This window comes from Pedobacter hiemivivus (assembly GCF_004331685.1).
Lineage (GTDB): Bacteria > Bacteroidota > Bacteroidia > Sphingobacteriales > Sphingobacteriaceae > Pedobacter > Pedobacter hiemivivus.
In genome coordinates this window covers 218,504-241,510 of the sequence record NZ_SJSM01000003.1, presented here as the reverse complement: position 1 = coordinate 241,510, position 23,007 = coordinate 218,504, and the positions used below count along the sequence as shown (strand labels likewise).

General features: G+C 39.3%; 20 protein-coding genes. 2 read left to right on the top strand and 18 right to left on the bottom strand.

Annotated features, from left to right (window positions below):
• Positions 1-7: 7 nt before the first annotated feature.
• From EZ444_RS07185 to EZ444_RS07125, 13 genes are all read right to left on the bottom strand, one after another.
• Positions 8-730: a hypothetical protein gene (locus tag EZ444_RS07185; RefSeq protein WP_131608052.1), complete on the bottom strand. Its 723-nt coding sequence runs from the start codon at positions 728-730 to the stop codon at positions 8-10.
• Positions 731-936: 206 nt separating this feature from the next.
• On the bottom strand, positions 937-1,287 hold the full coding sequence (locus tag EZ444_RS07180; RefSeq protein ID WP_131608051.1) for a hypothetical protein: 351 nt from the start codon (positions 1,285-1,287) through the stop codon (positions 937-939).
• A gap of 804 nt (positions 1,288-2,091) precedes the next feature.
• Positions 2,092-2,301 (bottom strand): hypothetical protein, encoded by a 210-nt coding sequence (locus tag EZ444_RS07175; RefSeq protein WP_131608050.1) that lies wholly within the window; start codon positions 2,299-2,301, stop codon positions 2,092-2,094.
• Between the two features lie 5 nt (positions 2,302-2,306).
• Positions 2,307-5,678 carry a DUF6443 domain-containing protein gene (locus EZ444_RS07170; protein WP_205945222.1) on the bottom strand — a complete coding sequence of 1,124 codons (3,372 nt, stop codon included), beginning with the start codon at positions 5,676-5,678 and terminating at the stop codon, positions 2,307-2,309.
• Between the two features lie 11 nt (positions 5,679-5,689).
• Complete coding sequence (locus EZ444_RS07165; protein WP_131608049.1) at positions 5,690-8,938, bottom strand: hypothetical protein; 3,249 nt, start codon at positions 8,936-8,938, stop codon at positions 5,690-5,692.
• 353 nt (positions 8,939-9,291) lie between these two features.
• Positions 9,292-9,600: a hypothetical protein gene (locus tag EZ444_RS07160; protein WP_131608048.1), complete on the bottom strand. Its 309-nt coding sequence runs from the start codon at positions 9,598-9,600 to the stop codon at positions 9,292-9,294.
• An 18-nt stretch (positions 9,601-9,618) separates the two neighbouring features.
• Positions 9,619-10,758 carry a type II secretion system F family protein gene (locus EZ444_RS07155; RefSeq protein WP_131608047.1) on the bottom strand — a complete coding sequence of 380 codons (1,140 nt, stop codon included), beginning with the start codon at positions 10,756-10,758 and terminating at the stop codon, positions 9,619-9,621.
• Positions 10,759-10,760: 2 nt separating this feature from the next.
• Positions 10,761-11,237 (bottom strand): prepilin-type N-terminal cleavage/methylation domain-containing protein, encoded by a 477-nt coding sequence (locus EZ444_RS07150; protein ID WP_131608046.1) that lies wholly within the window; start codon positions 11,235-11,237, stop codon positions 10,761-10,763.
• Positions 11,224-11,586 carry a PulJ/GspJ family protein gene (locus EZ444_RS07145; protein WP_131608045.1) on the bottom strand — a complete coding sequence of 121 codons (363 nt, stop codon included), beginning with the start codon at positions 11,584-11,586 and terminating at the stop codon, positions 11,224-11,226. The genes EZ444_RS07150 and EZ444_RS07145 overlap by 14 nt, the downstream gene beginning before the upstream one ends.
• Complete coding sequence (locus tag EZ444_RS07140; protein WP_131608044.1) at positions 11,574-12,812, bottom strand: hypothetical protein; 1,239 nt, start codon at positions 12,810-12,812, stop codon at positions 11,574-11,576. The genes EZ444_RS07145 and EZ444_RS07140 overlap by 13 nt, the downstream gene beginning before the upstream one ends.
• A gap of 6 nt (positions 12,813-12,818) precedes the next feature.
• Entirely contained in the window at positions 12,819-13,427 is a 609-nt protein-coding gene (locus EZ444_RS07135) for a toxin-antitoxin system YwqK family antitoxin (RefSeq protein WP_131608043.1), read from the bottom strand.
• Positions 13,424-13,930 carry a hypothetical protein gene (locus EZ444_RS07130; RefSeq protein ID WP_131608042.1) on the bottom strand — a complete coding sequence of 169 codons (507 nt, stop codon included), beginning with the start codon at positions 13,928-13,930 and terminating at the stop codon, positions 13,424-13,426. Before EZ444_RS07130 ends, EZ444_RS07135 begins: the two co-directional genes overlap by 4 nt.
• Before the next feature lie 2 nt (positions 13,931-13,932).
• Complete coding sequence (locus EZ444_RS07125) at positions 13,933-14,874, bottom strand: hypothetical protein (RefSeq protein WP_131608041.1); 942 nt, start codon at positions 14,872-14,874, stop codon at positions 13,933-13,935.
• Positions 14,875-15,296: 422 nt separating this feature from the next.
• On the opposite strand from EZ444_RS07125, the gene purD reads away from it, so the two are divergent.
• A complete protein-coding gene (gene purD, locus EZ444_RS07120; protein WP_131608040.1) occupies positions 15,297-16,568 on the top strand; it encodes a phosphoribosylamine--glycine ligase in 1,272 nt (423 codons plus the stop codon).
• 60 nt (positions 16,569-16,628) lie between these two features.
• Here purD and EZ444_RS07115 read toward each other — a convergent pair whose 3' ends face one another.
• The 5 genes from EZ444_RS07115 to EZ444_RS07095 all read right to left on the bottom strand — a co-directional run bounded on the left by EZ444_RS07115 (position 16,629) and on the right by EZ444_RS07095 (position 21,947).
• Positions 16,629-17,651 carry a tail fiber protein gene (locus tag EZ444_RS07115; protein WP_131608039.1) on the bottom strand — a complete coding sequence of 341 codons (1,023 nt, stop codon included), beginning with the start codon at positions 17,649-17,651 and terminating at the stop codon, positions 16,629-16,631.
• A gap of 241 nt (positions 17,652-17,892) precedes the next feature.
• The gene (locus tag EZ444_RS07110) at positions 17,893-18,570 is read right to left on the bottom strand and encodes a hypothetical protein (protein WP_131608038.1); all 678 of its coding nucleotides are present in this window, start codon (positions 18,568-18,570) and stop codon (positions 17,893-17,895) included.
• 167 nt (positions 18,571-18,737) lie between these two features.
• Positions 18,738-19,178, bottom strand: coding sequence for a hypothetical protein (locus tag EZ444_RS07105; protein WP_131608037.1), 441 nt, complete (start codon positions 19,176-19,178; stop codon positions 18,738-18,740).
• Between the two features lie 360 nt (positions 19,179-19,538).
• Positions 19,539-20,675, bottom strand: coding sequence for a TlpA disulfide reductase family protein (locus EZ444_RS07100; RefSeq protein WP_131608036.1), 1,137 nt, complete (start codon positions 20,673-20,675; stop codon positions 19,539-19,541).
• A 90-nt stretch (positions 20,676-20,765) separates the two neighbouring features.
• Positions 20,766-21,947 carry a formimidoylglutamase gene (locus EZ444_RS07095; RefSeq protein ID WP_131608035.1) on the bottom strand — a complete coding sequence of 394 codons (1,182 nt, stop codon included), beginning with the start codon at positions 21,945-21,947 and terminating at the stop codon, positions 20,766-20,768.
• 74 nt (positions 21,948-22,021) lie between these two features.
• Here EZ444_RS07095 and EZ444_RS07090 point away from each other — a divergent pair, with 74 nt between their 5' ends.
• On the top strand, positions 22,022-22,984 hold the full coding sequence (locus EZ444_RS07090) for an NAD-dependent epimerase/dehydratase family protein (RefSeq protein ID WP_131608034.1): 963 nt from the start codon (positions 22,022-22,024) through the stop codon (positions 22,982-22,984).
• Positions 22,985-23,007 lie beyond the last annotated feature (23 nt).

Here is a 23,007-nt window from a genome sequence, read left to right as displayed (position 1 = left end):
TATTCTATTATTTATCCATTCTGGATTTAAGCTTATTAATTTCACTTTGATATTGTTGGTTTAGCAACTCCTGCCTTTCATTTTTCTTCTCCATCTTTATCAAATGCAATGTCAACTCCTCGATCTTTTGTAAGAGTTTCGCATTCATTTCCCCAAGATCAATTCCATTGGCTTTCACTTCCGCAGCTGACGGAATACCAGGCAAGTGACCTTTTTCTTTGATGTGTTTTTCTATTTCCTGAAGAGATGGGAATTGATAAGATTTAGTGAAGACATAATCCGGCCAGTTTCCTTGAAGTTTAACTGTCACAGCCTCCGCAACCACATTACCTGCTACAGCCAATTTATAGCCCTTAGTGTTTAGTGTACCAATGCCCACATTTCCAGATGTCACCCGCAGTCCCGCTCCTTGAACATCTACATAACTATTTCCATACAAACTGCCCGGGTCTAATATTATCCCCGTTTCCCATCCAAGCCTTAGCTGTTGATAACTTGGCTCAATCCAAGGACCTGCGGTTCTGTGTATTCCATAGGCCGTAGGCCTAGGATTATACCAGGTAATTCCATCTGGATTGTTAGAAGCATCATTTAAATTGTTAAAACTAATTTTTGCAGTAGGATTTGTTGTTCCAATTCCGACGTTCCCCGTTTCAGGAAATGTATTTGTTTGCGCAGAGGAAAATTTGAAAAAAATAAACAAGAAGGAAAAAAGAAATATGGATTTCATTTAATTCTATTAATTGTAAAACTGATATAAGTTGATTGTTTGAGGCATTATTAAGAGATCAATAGAAAGATTCCCTTTGGTGGAGTTCGAGAGCATAAGAGAGTATTAAACAAGTGTAATTATATTAACTAATATATATATATTAAAAAATAAAGAAATTAAATTATGATTGATCCGAGGAAAGAGTCTAATACAACACCTTGAGTTTATTTTAACCCTTTAACATTATCCCGTCTTAGTATAAAGCCCTCAAAAAATAGATTGTCTCCTTTAAAAACTATTAATTTCTCATTAAGACTTTTATAATGTCTTTCATCTTTGTATGGAATATCAAATCCCATTACCTTACTAGTAAGCTTAATGCTCTTATCATTTACCCATTCAAAAGTACCTTCTGAATAGCCTAACCGCTCGTAATAGTAAAACTGATTTGCATTCTTAAACACAAATACATTTTCTCCTGACATCCCCATGTGTCCTGTGGAATATGTACTCCCTGAAACATCAATCCTGTTAACATACAGAAATCGCTTAGAAATACCAAACTTTTCGGCCATACAATCCGAAGAACCTGTTGCCTCTCCGGAAATACACCCACGAATTCTTTTTAAAGCGTTAAAAACTATTACTCATTTGAAATATTGGCAGATACATGGCTATTAGTGTGATGCTATTTTTTCAAAGAAATAAACCTTTCACCTCTTCCCAACCCTGATGAGCTGGATCATTTTGGCAGGTAAAAATCAAAAGCAGAAAGGCTTTTATGCAAAGATTCCCCTTGTCCAGCGTAATCCCCCTCATGCAACTACTTATTTTTGATTATTAGTTTTTTCTATCATAGTTATAGCTTCAACTCCGTTATACTTGCAAGAAATATATCAGTGGCAATAGGCAGATGATCAATTGAATCAGCAAAAACTTCATTTTTGCAGTGGTTTAATAATCTCAAACCATTCAATTTAACATGAACAATATGATTTTTTTGTCAATAGACATTATAATCACTCTTGAATCTGATTCGTTTGCTCTGGTTTTATACTTCCAGATTTGTCCCGATTTAATTTGTCTAATCATAATAGAGGGTTAATCTCCAACTATTAAAACCCCACCAATAATACCCAACAAGTTCTCCTTGAAGTCTGTTATTCTCCCAAATAATAATCGATCCTTATTGACATAATTTATATTAATTTGTAGATGTTATAAATTAGTGAAATTGCCCCAATAACAACAAAAAGAAGCCAATATTTTTTAATTGCACTCCATCCATCATTATTTGAGAATTTTGCCATTAGGCCAATTGATAAAAACAAAAATGATGAGAGCAACTTGACAAATATTTCAAATTTCATAATCTACAGTTAAATTTGAGCCGGCAATGATTTAAAAATAAATCCTATACCAACCATAGTACACATAATAACGCTACCCCATAAACCAATATAGGTAGAAAGTGTGGGCCCTTCCCAATTTGTTTCTTCTGAAGAAGGTTTTTCATTCTTAACATTCCGATATATCAGATATGCCGCTATTAAAAAGCCAACGCCAATAAAAAAAAGTTTAAAATCCATATTATTTATTTTTTGTCCCTTAACTTATCTAACGTTTTATCTGTTTGCGATTTAATACCACTTTCTACAAGCCCCACTGCCTGTTTAACCCCTTCTTTAATTTGTGGTGAAATACTCGGTGTAGGCCCTGGTATCAGTTGGTCTACCGCTTTATCTCCTATTTTCCCCACAACCTCATAGGTTGCTTCATTTGCCGCAGTAATTGCAGCATTTTTACCACTTCCCGCAATTAATTCTACAGCTATTTCTAAACCAGCCCCAGCGATTGAAACGGCCTTACCTGCTGCCGCAAGTCCTGCACCAGGTGCGGCGCCTACCCCCGCAATGGGCGCCCCGGCCACAGCTGCAACCCCTCCGATAACAGCTGTTTTGTCACCTACATCTTGCATGCCTTTCGCCACGCTTAAAAGAGTTTCCTTATTTTCAGCAGTCCACTTTTGAGTTGCGACCCCAGCTTTAGTAACCGCAGATGCAGTTTGATTATAAGCGCTTTTTGTGGTTGATAAGGCTTTATCATAAGTCTTGGAAACGGTAGATACAGTAGAAGTATATGCTTTCTTTAAATCAGCCATAGATGGCCACGGCCACATCCCATCCGGGTCAATAAACCTAATGGGATTATCAAAAGTATAGGTATATGGTGACCATCTTCTACCAAGCTCAGCTTTAGGATCTATGACATTCCACCTTCCAATAACCGGATCATAGAATCTTGCCCCATAATCAAGCTGTCCCAGCTCTTCCTGCAACTCCTTGCCGTTATAAAGATATTTATTAACTCCACCATCACCAAATCTTTTCCCAAATGCATAATAATCATCACTCTGCAATCCCTCCAGCAAATGGGTGACAGGATTCTCATGGAAAGTATAGCGAACATTGCCCAAATGATCCGTCAGATTATATTCATAACTGTACAACCCGCCACTCTTCCTAGCCACCCCTTCTTCAGTATGAATGATATCAATCACACTCCCATTGTACTCTATTCCATTGATGTAATCACGATTAACCCCATTACTCACCTTTTTAAGCTTCCGACCAATTGCGTCATAAGTATAAGCCAGATTTACCCCTGTTCCCGTCGCACTTACCGGAAGGCTTAGCAGATTATAGCTTAAACTAACACCCAATCTTCCATCAGTAATCGCACTTCCATTTTCATCATATCCATACAACCCTGTTGCCAATGGACCATTCAGAATTTGCTTTAGACGATTACCATCATAATCATAGGTAGCCAGTGCCCCACCATCCCTGCTCAATGTAGCAATATTGCCCATGGCATCATAGGTTATGACTTCACTACGCGATGTCGTTCCTGTACTGGTACCATTCAATAACCTATTTAAGGGATCATAACTATAGGTAAAGGTATTTGGATAACTATCCGCAGCTCCCCAGTCCTGATTAGCAATATTACCATTGTATTGAGGATCGGTACCATCGTCATATTTCAGGTTAACACTGAACTCATTTGATCTACTTTTGTTTAACCAGCCCCGCTCATTATAAGCATAATCGGTATGCTGTAAAAAGTTGGCACCGTTATCCGTACTATGTAAGTCCTTTCTCAGCAGCTGACCAAGCTCATTATAAGTCAGTTTGCTCAGCACAACCTCATCCGCACTATTGATGGACTCCATAGTTGCTAATTTCCTGCCCATATGGTCGTATTCATAACGAGTGGCAATGGTCGTGGTTGCCCCGTTTCCAATATGCGTACGAGTACTGCCCATTAACTCCCCAGCAAAATTATAGTTGTTATCAACCACATCGCTGCCACCTAAATGGTTCTCGCTTTTGCTTTGGATCATCCTTCCTTCTGCATCATAATAGCTTACGCTCAGGGATCTTGTTGTGGTACCCGGAATGTAAACGTAACTACCGGTCAGCAGGCCTTTAGTTCTTTCGGCAGTAACCTGACCTAAGCCTGTATTGGGAGTACCAAAGGTATTACCCGGAAAAGCATAGTCATCGTAATAATTGATGATGTGGTAATTGGTAATAGTTTGCGGAAAGGCAGCTGAAGTGTAACCAATTTCACTGCTGCTCCTGCTTTCCCAAAGAGAGTTTTGCCCATTCACTGTACCCTGTAAACTAGCTCGTGAGCTACCATCGGCATAAAGGCCAGTGATTAAAACCCTGCCCAATGCATCATACTTGGTAAACAACCATTGATTGCCTACCTTCTGGACTCCATCCCGGCTCAGTACCACCTGATCCAGCTTATTATAAACCAACTCTTCCCAGTCTTTCCCTGGGATCCGCTTTTCGATCAACCTCTTGCGCCCATCGTAACGGTACTGGTAACAATAATCATTGAGTACCGTTTGATTAGGGACCACCTCAACATCCGGATTCGCGCCAGGAGGCAAAACAAAACTTAAGTTACCCAGATCATCATAAACATAATAGGTGCTCAAGGCTCCGGTTTGGTCGAAAGTTCTTTTCAAAACAATACGGCCTTCTTTATCTTTGTATTCTTCTACAGTACCAGCTTTACCATTTGCTGTTTTCCAGTTTTCATCTTTGCTGATGCTGAGGTAAAGCTCATTCGGATTATAAAATCCAGTACCCGAAAGAATTCTTTCATGCTCATGATCAACTGTAGTCACTGCAGCAGCAGTATATAACCGTACAGCAAAACCGGTGCTGTTGTAGGCTGTCGAACTGTTATTTGATCCATATTCTATTTTTTGGGTATGACCAGCGTTCAACTGCCAGTTAACCCCGGGTGCCCCCTGTTCCAACACCCGGTTTAATGGCGAGGCTTCATAACGGGTTTCGGCAAAAGCCGTATTGGTAATGCTTGCAATTCCTGCAGGTGGAGTATTGTAATAGGCTACCTGTTCGCTTACTGAAGAATGCCTAAAGCTTCCGTAGCCCCCCGCATTAGTGGTATAAGGCAGGTATTTGTATTGTTCACGTCCAAAAGCATCGTAAACCACAGGCTGTACCAAATCTTTAAAAGAAGGACTGCCTTGCACGGTAACCGTTTGCATAGGGCGCCCCAATCCATCAATGTATTGAATGGTTTGATTGACAGCACAAACGCTTCGGGTTTGATTGATATTCCCTTCATTTACACCTGCTGTTTTAAATACTTTAGTGCTGATGTAATTCTGATTCGTACTCGCACTGCCAACCAGATCAACACATTCCTGAAAGCTAGCGCCTGTAAAAATCCTTACATTGCTTCCTGCAAGAATGTAAAAACCATCTGTAAGCGTTACACTACCTGTGGCCTTAATCTCAGTTTGATTACTATAAGTGCTTAAACTAATATGTTGTAACTGTTGGGCTTTGACTTTTGCACCGAATAACGTCGAAAAAACAAAAATTATGATGGACGAAATTTTAAATAGCTTGTTCATAAAGAGCGCATTTAAGGTTTATAATGGTATTCGTAGCTTTTCACAATATTCTCATTCTGATCCTTAATAAACTTCAACCGTTGAAAACCATCATATTCATAATAAGCAATCATGCCTTTGGCATCTGTAGAGCTTGTCGTACCAATCAATGGGGCATAGATATAAGTAGTTATATGAGCATCCTTTAACCTTGTGTCTGTTCTTAGGGCAGCAAGGAAATTATACACATCGACATCACTTGGGTTGTGATTATTGCAAAAAGAATTTATTGCAGCCACCCCACCAAGAACAGCTTCTACTGTTGCATAATCTGCATTTTTTATTTCTGCAATAGCCTTACTTTTACCATAACCCCATACATAACAAGTTTTATTTCCACCATCAATATTTACTGAAAGCAAGTTCCCCATATCATCGTACTGAATATAGTTTTGATTAACAAATTCGTTAAGTCCATAGAAATGTTGCTGTTTAGAAAGGTTAAAATGCCCGAAATTCGAGAGCGCGAAAATATACTTGTCACCACTAATAAATGATGATCCGCCGATATCACTTACCTTTTTAACGACCTCAATCGGCTGTAAGTAATTCGCATTCCTTAACTCTTGCTTAACCAGCAATTCAGGCGGCGTTAACCCAAGGTCGAAGCTTAATGAATTATCGGATGCATACCGATAGTTTATTTCAAGTGCCTTATTGGAGCTAGTTAGGAAAGTTTCCTTATGTGGATATAACGCAGCTATGTCCTCATTAAAAAAATACTCCTTAGAAGTGCAGATTGAGTCCGTGCCATAGTAATAAACTTCAGATGTTGATTTTAGATACTTAAACCGGCTTTGCAAATAGTAAGGTTTCCAACATCCGGAAAGCAAGGGAGCACCAGCGCCGTTGTCATCACCTTCTAAAGAAACCCTGTATGCAATTATTGTTTTTTGATATGGATTATGGGAGTATTCGTCCATGTAATTATATAGATTCCTTACTTTCTTTAATAGTGTTTTATCTTCATTGTAATACTTCGAATATATTAGATCTCCCCTAGAATAAGCTCTATCTGTAATAGGTGTGATTGGGGAAAGTCCATCGTCTTCCCCCATTAGATCTCCATCATAATTAAAACTGAACTTTTGTTCTATGCGTCCATTTTTGCTTCTTATCGTCGTTACATCTGTATAAAAAACATAAGAGCCAGACTGACTGGTTAAAGGATAGCAACTTTGGGAAGAGAGCCCCGAAATAACACACGATCGGCCAGCACAAGTTTTTCTGAAAAAAAATTTCGGGTTTGAAAGCAACATCCCGCTTGTTAATAAACTATCATTGAATAAATTATATTTATATTCCGTTATTTCAACCTGGTTATTTTCAGGTTGATAATCTTCAATCTTTTTTATCCGTAGTCCCCCGGCTAATTCATTATCTTTTAAAAAAAGCTTCCCCAATCTTTCAAAAGTTTGTTGGGGAACTTTGTTTTCAATCCAACCAAGATCCAGTATATCAACAGAACAGGGATAATAATAATCAAGCTGTAATTCATACACGCCATTTGGTAAATTAAGTTCTTCTTCAAGCGTAACTTCGTATGGAGATGTCCGATTTACCTGTGAACTAGTTAATTTATTTACAATTCTAAAATGAAAGTCGCAGTTATTTCTAACATCGCCAATTATATAATATAATAATTTAGCACTGCCAGTTGCACTGTTAATAGTAATATCCTGCCTGTATCCAGAATACGGTTGATCTATAGGCGCTAACATATCGAGGTAAATTATATGACTCTGAGTATTGTCACCCTCTTCAACGATCTCCGAAGATGGGTCGTTCAAAACATAATTTCCTTCATAAAAATATTTTCTTTCGGCACCTGTAGGATATATCACTTTTGATAATATACAGGCAGCATTATAGCCAGATTTCGGTCTTCGGTCAGCTCCTTGCGTGTAATTTATTTGTGAGTAAGAATAGGTTCCATTAGGAATAAGTGTGTTACCATTTAATAAAGCTGGCCCATTGTAATAGCCCCAATAGTCCATGTTGGTAGATGTTCTAACCGGAAGCACCCCTTCATCATATTCGAATCTATGAGTGATACTATCTATACCTGAACCAGAACCGTAATCGGAAAAAGACAATAACTTTAATCTTTTATAAAGGTGCGATGACTGCGGCACATCTCCTCCTCCTGGAGGAAAATATCCGTAATTAAAATGAAAAGTCCTTGTCAGGGAATTTGCTTTATTAAACAATTTAATTCGGTCCAATTTCCGCCCGCCCATAAGATCAAGCCTTCCTGAATACTCCAAAGAAATTCTTCCTTCCCGAAAAACAATTTCCTGCAAATTGCTCTCTTGATTTTGAACATGGACTATAGTGCTTAGATTATCACCATCATTTAGGGTACACGGTCCCGTGATAGTTAATTTCCTAAACTCAACACCCCTACTCTCATAAGAAATTGTATTAAATGTGTAATTATAGTCAGCCAATCGAACGTCATTAACGTCATCGGCTTGAACTAAATGCCACGTTGAACTAAAGATTGGAATAGGACTTGCATTAGTATATGGATCCGTACCATTAAATGAAGGTTCAGTAAAGTCTACGGCACTCCTGGTACGGTCTGCGGTAGTACCGAAATAATATTTATTTCCCTTTTCATCTCTAAATATCCAGCCTAAAAAACCTACATTACCTGTACCAACAATTGGAACTATACTTATTCCATTCTGCTCTGTCATTACAACGTTTTTGTTCTCATCGAAGAAAAAGGATCCACTATTACCATTAAAACTGTACAAATACAGGTCGGGCTCAAGATCCAATAAATTTCGGCCTGCATTATAAGCTGGAACTAAAGAACCTGCAGAACTAAAGTTTGAAGGCTTAAACGTCGAATGATAATAACCTCCAGATAAATCACTACCAGGGACATCATCGGGTATCCCTCTCATAACTCTGGTAACGTTTCCACCCACAGGCAATGTCCACCCTAAACCAACTGAACTAGCAATTTCTTCGACCTTAATACCACCGCCATTATAATTTAAACTTATTCGTGCATGCGGATTTAAGTCCAGAACCGGAAAACTAACTGGAGGTATTCCGGAAAAAGTACCGACAGGTTGATCCATGAATTTATATAAGGCCGCCAAATTTGGCGTGATTGGAATATCAATTGCCTGCGGAAAAATAGTCTGCGCAACAGCTGAACCAATGAAATTCAAGTAAAGAATTGTGAGAAAAGCAAATTTATTCATTTATAAGGAGTTGATTGAATCTCCCAATTTTAAAAAACATCAGTGCAGCCCGTATGCCCCCAAGAAAATAATTTTTAAAAAAATTAAGCGGAAAAACAGCAAAATGACAACGTTAAAGCGAATAAATTGAATCATTTATTGAAATGGCTCAATTTATTCGCTGCAGAAAATCGACAACAAGCATTCTTAAAATTTAAATTCTGTTTATCAATTCAGATCTGATGATCTCAAATCTCTATGTACAACTATTACTCTTCTCTGTAGTAGTAAGTTTTCTTTAATCTCCTGTTTTATACCTTGGAGCACACGAAATTGAATGTTTGTATTTCAAATATGATAATAATACTTATTTCTTACAAAGGAATGATGTCGTAAATAACAACCATGGCTAAAGCCCCTTCTATTAACTTCATTAATTGTTTCTTCAGCTCTCTCTTTCGCTGAAATTTAAAATTAACATGTCCTTCTTCAAGGCAAGAATAGGTTAATTTCAACCGATCATAATGAATAGGAATATCCAACTCTTCTTTCATATATCTGATAAGATCAGACAGACTCCTGATAGAGATACCAAGCCGCTTCGCCAGATCTTGGCGACAGCCCGTCGATCCAGTCCTGGCCAGATCATGAATTGTTTTGATGTGCGTTAAATCTACTTTCATAATATCATTATATAAGCGTTAAAAACTATTACTCATTTGGAACATTGGTAAATACATCGCTATCAATATTACCCCAACCACCAGCCCTAAAAAAATGATGATCAATGGTTCCAATAAACTACTAATTGTATTGGTGCGATATTCCACTTCTTCCGTGTACTGTGCAGCTATTTTTTCAAAAAAATAATCCATTCTATTCACCTCTTCCCCAACCTTAATCAGTTGGATCATCTTGGCAGGATAAAAAGTAAAAGCAGACAGACTTTTATGCAAAGATTCCCCTTGCAAAATATCCTGTTCTACCTTCAACAAGGAAGTTTCAATGGGATAGTAATCGATCATCTGCCTTACCAGCGCAATAGACCGCAGCAAAGGTGTATCTGTACTCACCAGCAAACGCATGGTATTGGCAAAACGTGCCAGGTAAATTTTCTTCACCAGATCGCCAACCACCGGCACCTTAAGCACCAAACGTGAAGAAAAGCTTCTAAACCAATCAGCTTTACGTTTAAATAAATAAATGACCACCAACACCAGAACAAATAACACCAGAAATATAAAATACCGGTCAAACCAACCCGAAAAACTAATAATCAAAGCGGTAATCCAAGGCAACTTACCCCCAAAGCGTAAAAACACATCAGCAAACATAGGCACCACAAATTTGATCATAAAAAACACAGCACCAAGAGACGACAGCAACACAATTGCAGGATAAGTAACTGCACTTACAATCTTCCTACGCTGTTGTATCTTACTCTTGTAATACTTAGCGAGATCGGTCAATACATCACCCAACTTACCCGTCTCTTCCCCTATCCTGATGCTATAATATTCGTAGTCGCTAAACCGCTCTGTTTCCTTTAAAGCTTCCGATAAAGCAGCACCGGACAATATCCTTTGCCTAATCCCTTCAAACAAAGCCTTGTCTTTAGCTTGTTCCTGGTCTACCAAAATCAACTCCAAAGAGGTTCGCAAGTCGATACCCGATAAAAGCAAAGTGCTCAGCTCCACATACAAGCCTTCCTTTTTCTTATCCGACACCTGTTTGCTGCCAAAACTGATGTCCTTATTCAGAAACGCAAACAAATCGGCATCGCCGCTTTTCCGAACCGGTTGCTTTTTTTTCTGATAGCGTGATATATCTATTGAAGGCATAATTATTTAAATAAATCCTGAGCACTATATATTTTTTGGTAATGAAGAGGAATCGACTGACCCTGCACCACCGTTTCAAAACTAAACTGATCAATAGGCTGCCCTTCTTCCGCAACATTGCTTTCAAACAAAAAAGCGGGACTGTTCAGCTGTAACTTAAAAGTATCTGTCCTTAACGAAAACTGATCACGCAGCATAAAACCAGAATCCAGGCGATAACTGATCAATCCACCCTCCATTTCCATAGCCAGTCCATCCGAAGATTTTACAATGTGCCTGGCACCTAAAAAATCCTGTTTTAACAATTTATCTACCAATACAAACCCGGCCAGTTCATCCTGTTTCTTCGAAAACCCGATATAAGAGCCACTTACAATGCGATAAGCGGTAAATGTAATCGCAATAGCAATCCCCGCGATCAGCATAGCAATGGTCACTTCCATCAGTGTAAAAGCAGGAACTTTCTTATTCAGATTCATCTTTTCCCACTTTAACAACAAGTTTCAGTACTCCTATTTCCTTACCTTGTTCAATCGCAATGACCTGCACTAACCTCAAATCAGGATAAGTCTGATAAGGTGTAACCGTTTTTTGGAAAGCCATGCTATCTATAGTGATCACTTCATCTTTCCAATTGCCCGCAGCAATGCTTTCGGTTATCCATCCAGAAATAATTGCCTTTACATGTTGTTGCTTTACTGAAGGCGAAGACCGCATCACATTGGCATAAATACTTGTAGCCAGCACAAATACAATCAGGATCACCACCATAGCCACAATCACCTCCAACAGGGTAGAGGCCTTTATTTTTCCTTTCAGTTTAGCCATCTTAAAATTCTTTGTTCGCGGTGATCTCTTTTAAATATGGATGAGCTGAGGTAGTATTTGCTCAACATTTTACGATTCAACGTAATGTCTATTAAGTAATTTTCGTAAAGCGTAGTAGGTGTTTGCATGATAAAACGTTTGGCACTGGTTTTCCCATAAACAGCAGTCGTTTTCTCCATTTTCACATAACCTGTAGCATATACCTCTCCGTTTACTTTACAACTTTTGGCCAATGAAATGATCGTTTGCAACGGACTTCTAGTTTTTTCATAACTGAATAAAACACCCGAAAATCGTCCGCCCTCTCCTAAGCTAAGCTTCGCCTGAATCTTACTTTCCTCAGGCTTAAATATCCCCGCAAATGAAGGGTAATCAAACACACAATTCTTACCGATAATAATGGAGTCCCGGGCAAACAACTGACAACTACCTTTAAAGCCCCCGGCAATAATTATAGCTGGAGCATAGATCTGTACATGATCCAATCGGGTATCGGCATCGATGTTAACTGTAGTATCCGAAACCAGTATAATTTTTCCTTTAAGCTTCCGGCTCCCAAGATTCATTTGAGTAGCAGCTAATTTATAGATACTCACAGCATTAAAAAAAGAGCACGAAATTGAATCTTTAACAAGAAAAGGCAGGCCCTCCACAGTGTTTAGATTGGCTTCAATCTCCTGAATTAATTTGTCATTCAACACCGGTAAGCCCCGATCGCTATTTTTAATAGCTCCATAAATCAACTCTTTTCCAGCATAAGGCTTGCCTTCTACATAAGCTTGCTTCAGCCCGGATTTAGGCAATTGTCCATCGCCTGTTATTTTAGTAGTACCACTAACCGATAGCGGTCGATCTTCGTCTGCCAAATAAATGGCATTCGGGTCTGTGAAGGCATCCCCCGAAAAAAAGGCACGCTTCAATGTATCCTTCGCCTCAAACGCTTTGACTGTATTTAACTCATAAACGCCCCAAAGCTCTTTCTTTAGAACAAGACTATCCTTTTGGTCTTCAAATAGGTCAACAGATTTTGCTTCATCATAATAATTAAATCCTTCAGAAAGTAAAACAGCAGTACCCGATTCCAGATTAACCAGCAGCTTATCGAATCTCGCCTTTTTCTGTACCTCTTGCCTATAATAAAAAGCAATCGTCAATAGCGACGCCGATATCATCGCAATAAGCAACGACACAATAACAACAATATAGAGCGCTCCTGCTTTAATCATGACCAGCTAGGCTGCTTTAGGCTTTTTCTTTTTATCAAATAGTTTACCCATAAAGCGAGGCAAGCGCAGTTTCTTACGTACTACGACTTTCCCATCTTTGTACCGCAGTTCTTTTACCCCAGTCCCAGCATAAGTATATTGTTTCCCGTTCAGCAGATCGTTTTTATACTTCCCCATTTCCAATACCTTTCCTACAGAATCATACTTGCGGTAAACACCATCCATACGACCCAGATCCCAGGTATAATCGTCCTTTAACTTCCCTTTTTCATCCCAACGCTTCCAGACTCCAGCTTTAAGTCCTTTATCCACACTCCCCTTTTCCTTTAAATTTTTATTGGCATAAAACTCCTCATAACGGCCATTCAGCAATTTACCACTAAAGCCACCTTGTGTACTCTTAATTCGGTCATTAGAGAACCAATAATAACGTTTATCGGTATCCAAAGAAATCTGTTTTACGGGCTTCACATAAGCCACAATTGTCCTATCCTCCTCATTCACGATTATTTTGTGGGTCAAATAGTTCTTTTCATAATTCTGCCCCATAGCTACACCAACTGATCCGACGAAAAAGAGTGAAAGCAAAAAAATTCTTATGTATTGTCTAATCATTGTTTTATGTATTTCTGTTTATCCTTCCAGCTCACTAGTACCGAATCTTTTTTATTCTTAAGTAATTGAAGGTCTTCAAAGTGCTCTCCTTCTGCCAGCATCCGCTCTTTCCCATTAACCATAACTATAGCTACCATTTTTTTAGTGACCGGATTAATGATATAACCAGAATATTTGATAACACTCCAATCTATCGTTGGCTTTGGAGGTAGTGCTGGAACAAAATTTATTGGTTTCAAGGTAGGCTCGGCAATTTTTGGCTCTACCGATCCAGGGGCTATTCCGGCCAAAAAAGGATCTTTATAGTTTAAGGCAAGCTTAAAAGTGTCTTCCTTTAAAACATATTGATCATAAGGTTCGTGCTTAGCCGCTGCCGAAGGGTTTTTCAATACGTAATCCTCTTCCGTATTGTTAAAAAAGAGCCGATACAAAATCACCCCCCATACCACAGCTACCGCACAGATCAGAAACCAAGTAAGCTTTTTATTTTTGGCAACCTGCATAATTACTGGATTACAAAGCTTCTTAACTCGCTATACGCCCCAGTGTTTCCAGCCTCATCTATTGCCCGCACTTCCCAATAAACCTTCTCGCCGCTTACGCCTTCAGTAAAGCTGTAATTAGTTGCAGTTAAGGTCATCGGAAATTTGCTGCTATAAAGCACTCTACCTTCGCTTTTATAAGCATACAGTTGATACTTTGTAGCAGTCGCTGTTGCATTCCACCTTAGATTAACAGGCTTTGCTACCAATTCATTATTTGCCGGAGCATTTAAAAGCACGATTGCAGGTGGAGTTTTATCATAGGTAATATTTTGAATGACCGACCACTTGGATTCAGCCGTATCATTTTTAGCTTTTACCCGCCATTTATAAAGCTTATCCCGTTCAAAGGTCACTGCAAATTCCTGTCCTGGAAGCGTTTTATCCAGAAATAGCTTACTTTCATCGATAAAATTATTGGTATCTATTTGCAGGATATACTTATCCGCGCCAAACAACTTAAGCCAGGTAAAAGTATGCGCAGCTTGATTAGTCAGCGTATTGTTCCCTGGCAATTGCAGCTGCACCTGTTGTTCTTTAATAGAACTTGCGTAAATAAAAAAAGAAGATTTGAAATAGTGTGTCTGACTGCTTCCATTCTCGCCCCTTACCCGCCACTCGTAATTTCCCGGATCTAGTGTATAGTTGAATCTATTGGTCTCCAAGAGTGTGTCCAATATGAGCGTCAAAGTCTGATCGAAATTAGGGCTTACTACCTGCAGTCGATATTTTAAAGCATCCTCAACGGGCTCCCACCAAAAGGTTTGGCTATACCGACTACTTTCCGCCCCATTTGTAGGAGCCAACAATACCACATTTCTTTTTTCAATAGAAGGTTCTATAAATTCCTTGCAGCCTGTTAGCAGAATAGCCAAAGCTATAGTGAAGGTGAAGAGCGCTTTCATAATTAGAGATTAATTGTTCTAAATATAGGAAAACCGTTTTTAAAAAAACAAATGGTTTATAAAAATACTGAGATAAGTAAAAAATAATCACCTCAGTATAGAACATCTGTCAGCCATTACTATGAGTAGGGGATGACTACGGTTTAAGTTGGGAATAAGTAGCAGGTTGCTTTACCCTTGCTTTAGGGTTGGGTTAGGGTTGCTATACCCTAGGGGTAAACCAAGGGTAAGGCAACCCTAAAGGAAGGGTAACGCAAGGGTAAAGCAACCCCCTACTTACCTGCTAGTCATCCCCTACTTAAGCCCTACTCATACTAATGCCTGACAAAGACAAATTTAAGCTGTGATAATTTAGCTAAAGCGGTATATTTGCTGAACAATAAACGCAGCTCCTACAATAAAAAACAACAAATCAGACATAGATGAATATCTTACTATTAGGTTCCGGAGGCAGAGAAAGTGCCCTTGCATGGAAAATCAGCCAGTCTTCGCAATGCGCACAATTATTTATCGCACCGGGTAATGGCGGTACAAATGCTTACGGCAAAAACGTAAACATCAACCCAAATAACTTCGACGCGGTAAAAGCGCTGGTACTTAAGGAAAATATCCAGCTGGTAGTAGTTGGTCCAGAGGAACCACTAGTAAACGGTATTCATGATTTCTTTGTAAATGACGATATCCTTGCCAAAATTCCGGTAATCGGACCTAAAAAAGAAGGTGCTATCCTGGAAGGAAGTAAAGACTTCTCTAAACAATTCATGGCACGCCATAATATTCCTACACCAGGCTCAGAATCATTCACCAATGAGACCTTACAACAGGGCTTAGCCTATTTGGAAAGCCATAGCTTACCGGTGGTATTGAAAGCTGACGGTCTTGCAGCAGGTAAAGGTGTGGTAATTTGTCAGACCATTGCCGAAGCTAAAGAAGAATTACAATTGATGCTAGGTGGCAAATTTGGTACTGCCGGATCACTGGTTGTAATTGAAGAATACCTGACAGGTATCGAACTTTCTGTATTTGTACTTACTGATGGTGATCACTACGTGATATTACCTGAAGCAAAGGATTACAAAAAAATTGGTCAGGCTGATACAGGCTTAAATACCGGTGGTATGGGCTCGGTTTCACCAGTTCCTTTTGCTGATAAAAAGTTCATGGATGCAGTAGAAGAAAGCATCATCAAACCAACTATTAACGGACTAAAGAAAGACAAAATAGACTATACTGGCTTTATCTTCTTCGGCTTATTTAAAGTTGGCGACAAGCCAATGATTATTGAATACAATTGCCGCATGGGCGATCCGGAAACGGAAAGCGTGATGCTAAGAATAGAAAACGACCTCGTGGAACTATTCATGGCAACGGCTAATAAAAAACTAAAAGATTACAAACTAAATATCAGCCCTAAAAATGCCGCAACGGTTATGATTGTGGCTGGTGGTTACCCGGGCGAATACGAAAAAGGCAAAGCAATTACTGGAATTGAAAATGTACGTCAATCCCTGGTATTCCACGCAGGGACAAACCTTGAAGGCGGCGTAGTAAAAACCAATGGCGGACGTATCTTAGCAGTTTCGAGCTTGCAAGACAGTCAATTCGAAGCCCTTCAATCAGCAACAGCTGACGCAGCACGCATTTACTTCGATGGTAAGTACTTCAGAGAAGATATTGGATTTGATTTAGTATAACGCTTTAAATCACGCAAAAGGGCGTATCACAAAAAATGATACGCCCTTTTTATAATTAATCTAAAGACTTTTCTTTTTTTCCAGGTCTTCAATGCGTTTATTCTGCTCTATAAGATGCAAGGTTAACTCTTCAATCTTTTGAAGCAGTTTAATATTCATCTCCCCCAATTCCAAGCCATTCTTTTTCATATCTTCAGCAGAAGCTATTCCTGGTAAGTGTTTGTTTGCCGAAATATACGCGGCTACTTCGTTAAGAGGTTTAAGGTTATAATCCTTTTCAAAAACAAAATCTGCACCTGCTGCAACAGTTACTTTTACTTCCTGTGAATGGATTTTACCTGCCACTGTGAGTTTCGAATCCGGAGTCGAGGTACCGATACCTATATTGCCGGACTTTGTTATCCTCATTCTGGGACTACCCCAACCATCTGTTTCAGCATTATATACCCAAAAGTCTAAGGAACCATTAAGGCCTAATTGCGTTGCAGATGCATAATTAGAGAGTCCTGTGCCGAGGTTCGCAAGATAAAAATTACTGCCTGCTGCGATATTATCAGAAGCTGGTCCTAATACAGATAGACTTTTGTTAAAAGTTCCAAACCCATTAAAAGTTGCGGATGTCCCAGTTAATGCACCGCCAACGTTTAAGCCATATGCAACTCGTACATTATTATCAGTATTTCCAACGCTCATAATTTCAGTAATCATGTCCGAATTGTTATAAAAGCGTGTACCTCCATAACTGAAATGGGCTCCTAATTTTAAGCCGGTGTGGAACGCAATTCTTAAATCCGGAAAAGGGAAGGTCCATTCACCTGGTTCTCTGTAAATACCATATCCCGATTCGCCGGTATTATCAAAGTAAACACCAAAAGAGTTGTTGGCAAGTATGCTATTTTTATTAATCAAGCCGCTACCCGATTGCATCCAGGTATCAGAATTAACAGCACCGCTAAACGCAGCAGAGGTACCGGTTACAGGTCCGGTAAGAGCTCCTCCAGTTAAAGGTAAATGAACACCGTCTTGAGCGTAAGTGTAAACAGCAACCATCGTTGCTAAGGCAGTTATAAAAAATTTCTTCATTGTTATACGTTAAGAATTAAAAGTAAATAAATTGTGGGATTTACAGGCACATTCCGCCCTGCCTTTAGCCCCGGATTGATGTTACCCTAGTGCCGGAGACTCAATAGTATACCTTAAGCAGTCGCTGTCTTCTACACTTCGTACCATCATTTCTGACGACTACTTAAGACTCGCTTCCGGTGGATGACTAGTCCTTGTCGATCAGGATTGGATACCTGACGGGTTACCCAAGGTCTCCCACTTACTTTTTTAAATAGCTCATTTTTATTTTTCTCACTTCATTTCTGAGCTCTTCGATTTCTTTATCTTTTTTAATCATATATAAAGTTAATTCCTCGATTTTTTGTAACAGTAAAATGTTCATTTTTCCTAACTCAACGCCATTGGCTATCATCTCCTGAGCAGAAGGAACTTCCGGAAGATGCTTGTTTTCGAAAATATATTTTTCCACTTCTTTTAGAGAAGGAAGCTCATAATTTTCATTAAAAACGAAATCAGCTCCTGCTGTGGCAACAACTTTCACTTCCCTTGATGCAATATTTCCCTTTACAGTTAGTAATGCATTTGGATCTGGATTGTCAGTCCCTATTGTGACCTTTCCGCCTGTAGATTGAAGTAAAAGCGGCTTTTGATCCAATCCCGCAAGATAAAAACCATAACTTAAAGACTGTAGAACAAATCTATTCTCCCCACCCGGGCTATGAATTTCCATTAATGAGCGATCACCTGATCCACTTTTAAATAAGATACCCTCCTGTGAACCTACATGAAGTGGTCCACTACCTGATCCAATATGCAGCAAGACAGAGGGACTTGCATTGCCTATACCGACATTACCATTTTGGTTTAATACGTTCGTTTGTGCAGTTGAAATTTTACCTACCCCAAGGATAAATAAGACGAGCATTAACTTCTTCATTGTTTTAGAGGATTTAAGATTGTTAATTTACAATAATTCTTTAAACTATAAATAATATAAATGCGTGATCCGTAATTAACAGCAAAACTTGCTACGGCAGTTAAACCACGCAAAAGGGCGTATCATACAAAAATGATACGCCCTTTTACATTTATAAAAAAATTTTGTTAAGGTTGAGCTTGCAATTTCAGTCCGGAAATCCCTGTCACTACTTCTTCTTCCTCTTTTCCTTTACCTTTTTTCTTCTTTTTCTTAGTGCCACCATTTAAACGGTCTTCCAGTACCTTTTCAAACTCAGGTAACTGATCTCCTTTTAAGATCGTTCTGATGTTATCATTGGTATCGTTCTGAAGCTTATAAAACTTCGTTACATCATCTTCTTTAGATGTTCCTGCCTGCTGCCTTTTAATCAAATCCAGCTGCTGCTTCGACATATCAAACACATAATTGTAAATCACACTTTTCTGCGTTGGTGTCAGTTTCAATCTTTTTTCCAACTCATCAACACTTTTAACAGTCATTTCCTGTGCTGTAGGCATCTTCTGCTGTGCCTTAGTAAAGGTGTTAAAACCCAACAACAGCATCACAGCTAAAATATATCTTTTCATGATCATGTAATTCTATTGCGCAATTTAAAAATAAAATAGGGATTCTCCTCGCAGTCTGGAATCTTTTCCCTGAAGAAGGAAAATCTTCCTAGGTCTCCTCGGAAAACCCAATTTTCCCCTCACAAACGCATAGCCTGAAAACAGCATGTCCCCCACAAGCAAAAAAAAACTAACTAAAAAGGGCGAATAAACCGGTTAACCCGACCTATTCACCCTTTTACTATTTTATAGGAAGCACCTCTTTTTGTGAGTCTCCCCTTCTTTGTTTTTGTGAGGAAGAAAATTACCTTCTCAGAAAGAGCCTCAGCGTTCTTCGCCCTTCAGCGAAGTAATGCAGCTCTTGAAGAGAACGGTTATTTTCTACTTTCCTTTCCCTAAAACCTCAGCCAATTTCTTCTGCAACTCTTCACCTCTAACATTTTTAGCGATGATCTTACCATTAGGATCGATTAAAAAGTTTGCAGGGATACCACGTACACCGTACATTGTTGAAGCTGCATTCTCCCAACCTTTCAAGTCAGATAATTGAGTCCAAGCTAAACCATCTTTTGCGATCGCAGCTAACCAAGCATCTTTTTTACCTGGGTTATCTAAAGAAACACCAAGAACAGTAAAGTTTTGATCTTTGAACTTGTTGTAAGCAGCTACCACGTTAGGGTTTTCAGCACGACAAGGACCACACCATGAAGCCCAGAAATCAAGCAAAACATATTTTCCACGGAAGTCAGACAATTTCACTGGTTTGTCATTCACGTCATTTTGAGTGAAATCCATAGCCATTTGACCTACACCTGTTTTTTTAGCAGATTCAATCTCTTTAGTAATGCTTTTACCAAGATCAGTTGCTTTTACAGCAGCAGAGAATTTATTGAATTCAGCTTCAGTACCTTTAAGGTCCGCATCTACATCCGCTGTTGCTTTAAATGCTACTAAACCCACATAAGAGTTAAGGTTAGCTGCATAAAACTGTTTGTTTAATACATCTAATTCTTTTCTGATAGCTTCATCACGGCTAATAATTCCTTTCATGAATTCCTCATCCTGACGTGCATTAGGACCTTTGGCACGAAACTCAGCCATTAAAGCCGCGTTCTTATCACTAGCTGATTTAGTTAATGCTTTGTATTTAGCATCATCCTCATTCACTTTAGAACCTTTGATAACAGCGTTTACTAATGAATCTGTAGTTGAAACCACTTGAATGGTTGCTGGCTCAAGATAAAACATAATAGCATCAGGAGCAGTACCACGTTTTGTAGGTTCAGCATGAGTAACTCTAATAGAAGCCTGAGTAATTCCGTTTACAGTTCCTGCAAATGCGAATTTACCGCCAACGATATTTACAGAGTCAACGATTTGTTTAGCCCTTGGGCCATAATATAAAAAGGCTTTTGCAGGTGAACCTAAGTTCCCTACCTTACCTGTAACTGCAAATTTGCTTTGTGCCATAACGGCTGCAGGCAACAAACAAGCTGCGATCAGTGTGATCTTTTTCATAGTTTTTCTTTTATTGAAATAATAAGTTTGGTTATTCAAGTCCAAATGTAATTAATAGACCAAAAATATAACGCATGGTTTAATGTAATATTATAGTAGCTTTTGGAAGGTGCGCCACCATAAATCAGGCATATCTCCATTCACCGCGGTGGTATAATCGTCATAGCGACAAGGGACTAGATGATATCTTTCGTTTTTAGAAATCCCTGTTGGATAAGGCACCTGCATCCACCAACGATCAGATTTTTTACTCTTTACAAAAAGTAATTCTGATGAACCATCGTTTAAGCTAGCCCTGTAAATGAGGTATTGCGACTTAGGCGTCAATGGAAAATCCTTCTTGCGGTTGTAAAAACCATCCACAAAGTACCATACCATTTGAGCAAGCAGCATTGCGGTTTGTCCATTTTGGTCAAATGCAGGATTAAACTCGTAAAAGCCTATAGAAGTTAACTTATCGCTCATTCCGGCATAGCGAGTAATGGCACAAGCCTGCTCCCCGTAAAAACCATTCGGTCCGGCATTGGCATTGGCACCGGCATCCGATGAACGGATCGCACCGATATCGAAACTAATCATGCTCGCATTGCGGATGATGGGTTCTGTTAAAGTGATATCATCAGAAAACTCACCCAATCGATGCGCATCAAAATAGAGCTTGTTCATTACCTTTAAGCTATCTTGATTTACATAGTAGGTTTGGTAACCTACATTGCTAAAGTTGAAAAGATAATTGGGCTGGTGTAAAAGAATCTTGTTCAGATAAGTGTCCGACTTTGCAGCAAGTCCTTCCTGATCTTCCTCATCCAAATCAAACTTATTGTCGACCACTACAAGGTCTACCTTTTGCTCCAGACTCTCGTAAGCGAGGTACTGCGCATAAGTAAGGTCTTGTCCGCCGCCAATGATGACCGGCACAATATCCAGCTTTATCAATTCTGCAACGACTGTTTTTAGCGCTACATAGGTATCTGAAATCGATGCTCCAGCTTTGATGTTACCCAGGTCGATGATCTTTGTGTTAAAAGCACCTTCATTTAAACTGTAAAACTGAGCCCTAAAATAATCTGGCGCCAGTCCACAGCCTTCATTATTTACCGCAGCACGATCATCTTGCACGCCAAAAATGGCGATATCATACTGTTTTTCGTCCAGCTGAGGGAATTTATCGGTATAAAATCCGGCCTTTAAACCTAGTTGACTGGTATAGAATCCCTGTTTAGGTGCAAATTTATCGGGGTTTACCGGAGAAAAAAAATCTGATAAAGACATATTGTGATATAATGTATGGCATCAAATATCTATTTTTGAGCTCGTATTTTAATGAACATCCTAAAAAAAATGAAATGATATTGGTTACCGGTGCTACTGGGTTTTTAGGCGCTGAACTCATCCATCAGTTAACCAGCCAAGGCATAAAGCTTAGGGCATTGAAACGGGAACATTCCATTGTTCCGGATTTAATTAAGGACAATAGCCTGGTTGACTGGGCAATTGCCGACATAAACGACATTTCGGCGCTTGAAGATGCTTTTGAAGGTATCGAACAGGTATACCATTGTGCAGCCCTTGTTTCTTTCGATCCTAAAGATAAAGCCAAACTTTTGCGGGTAAACATTGAAGGAACCAGTAATGTGGTGAACCTTTGTGCGGATCTTGGCCTGCGCTTGTTACACGTAAGCTCGGTAGCAGCTTTGGGCAATGCCAAAAAGGGAGCCCTCATTACGGAGAAAGATTTTTGGGAATATGATGCCAAAGCCCATTCTTATGCCATTTCAAAATATGAAGGCGAAATGGAAGTCTGGCGGGGCATAGCCGAAGGGCTTGACGCTGTAATTGTAAATCCATCCGTAATTATTGGTGCCGGTGCAGGTTTTGAGGGAAGTGGAGCCATTTTTAAATTGGTAAAGGATGGCATGAGCTATTACACCAAAGGGGCCACAGGATTGGTAGATGTCGCTGACGTCGCCAAAAGCATGATTGCACTCATGAACAGCAAAGAGACCGCAGAAAGATATATCCTATCAGCGGAAAATTACCACTATAAACAGTTCTTTGGAGAGATCGCCGCCGGTTATAGAATTAAAGCTCCAAACAAGGAAGCTAAACCATGGATGTTGGCCATTGCCTGGCGAGCTGCAAAGCTGGCTTCGCTATTTACCCGAAAGCCTGCAGCACTAACCAGCGACGCGGCCAGAAGCAGCTTAAACGAGAGTTTGTACAGCAATGAAAAAATAAAGCAGACTATTTCTATCGAATTTAAGCAAATAAAGCAAAGTATTGAAGAAATCTGCGCTCAGCAGTATTGAAATTCCTATATTTGGGTCAATTA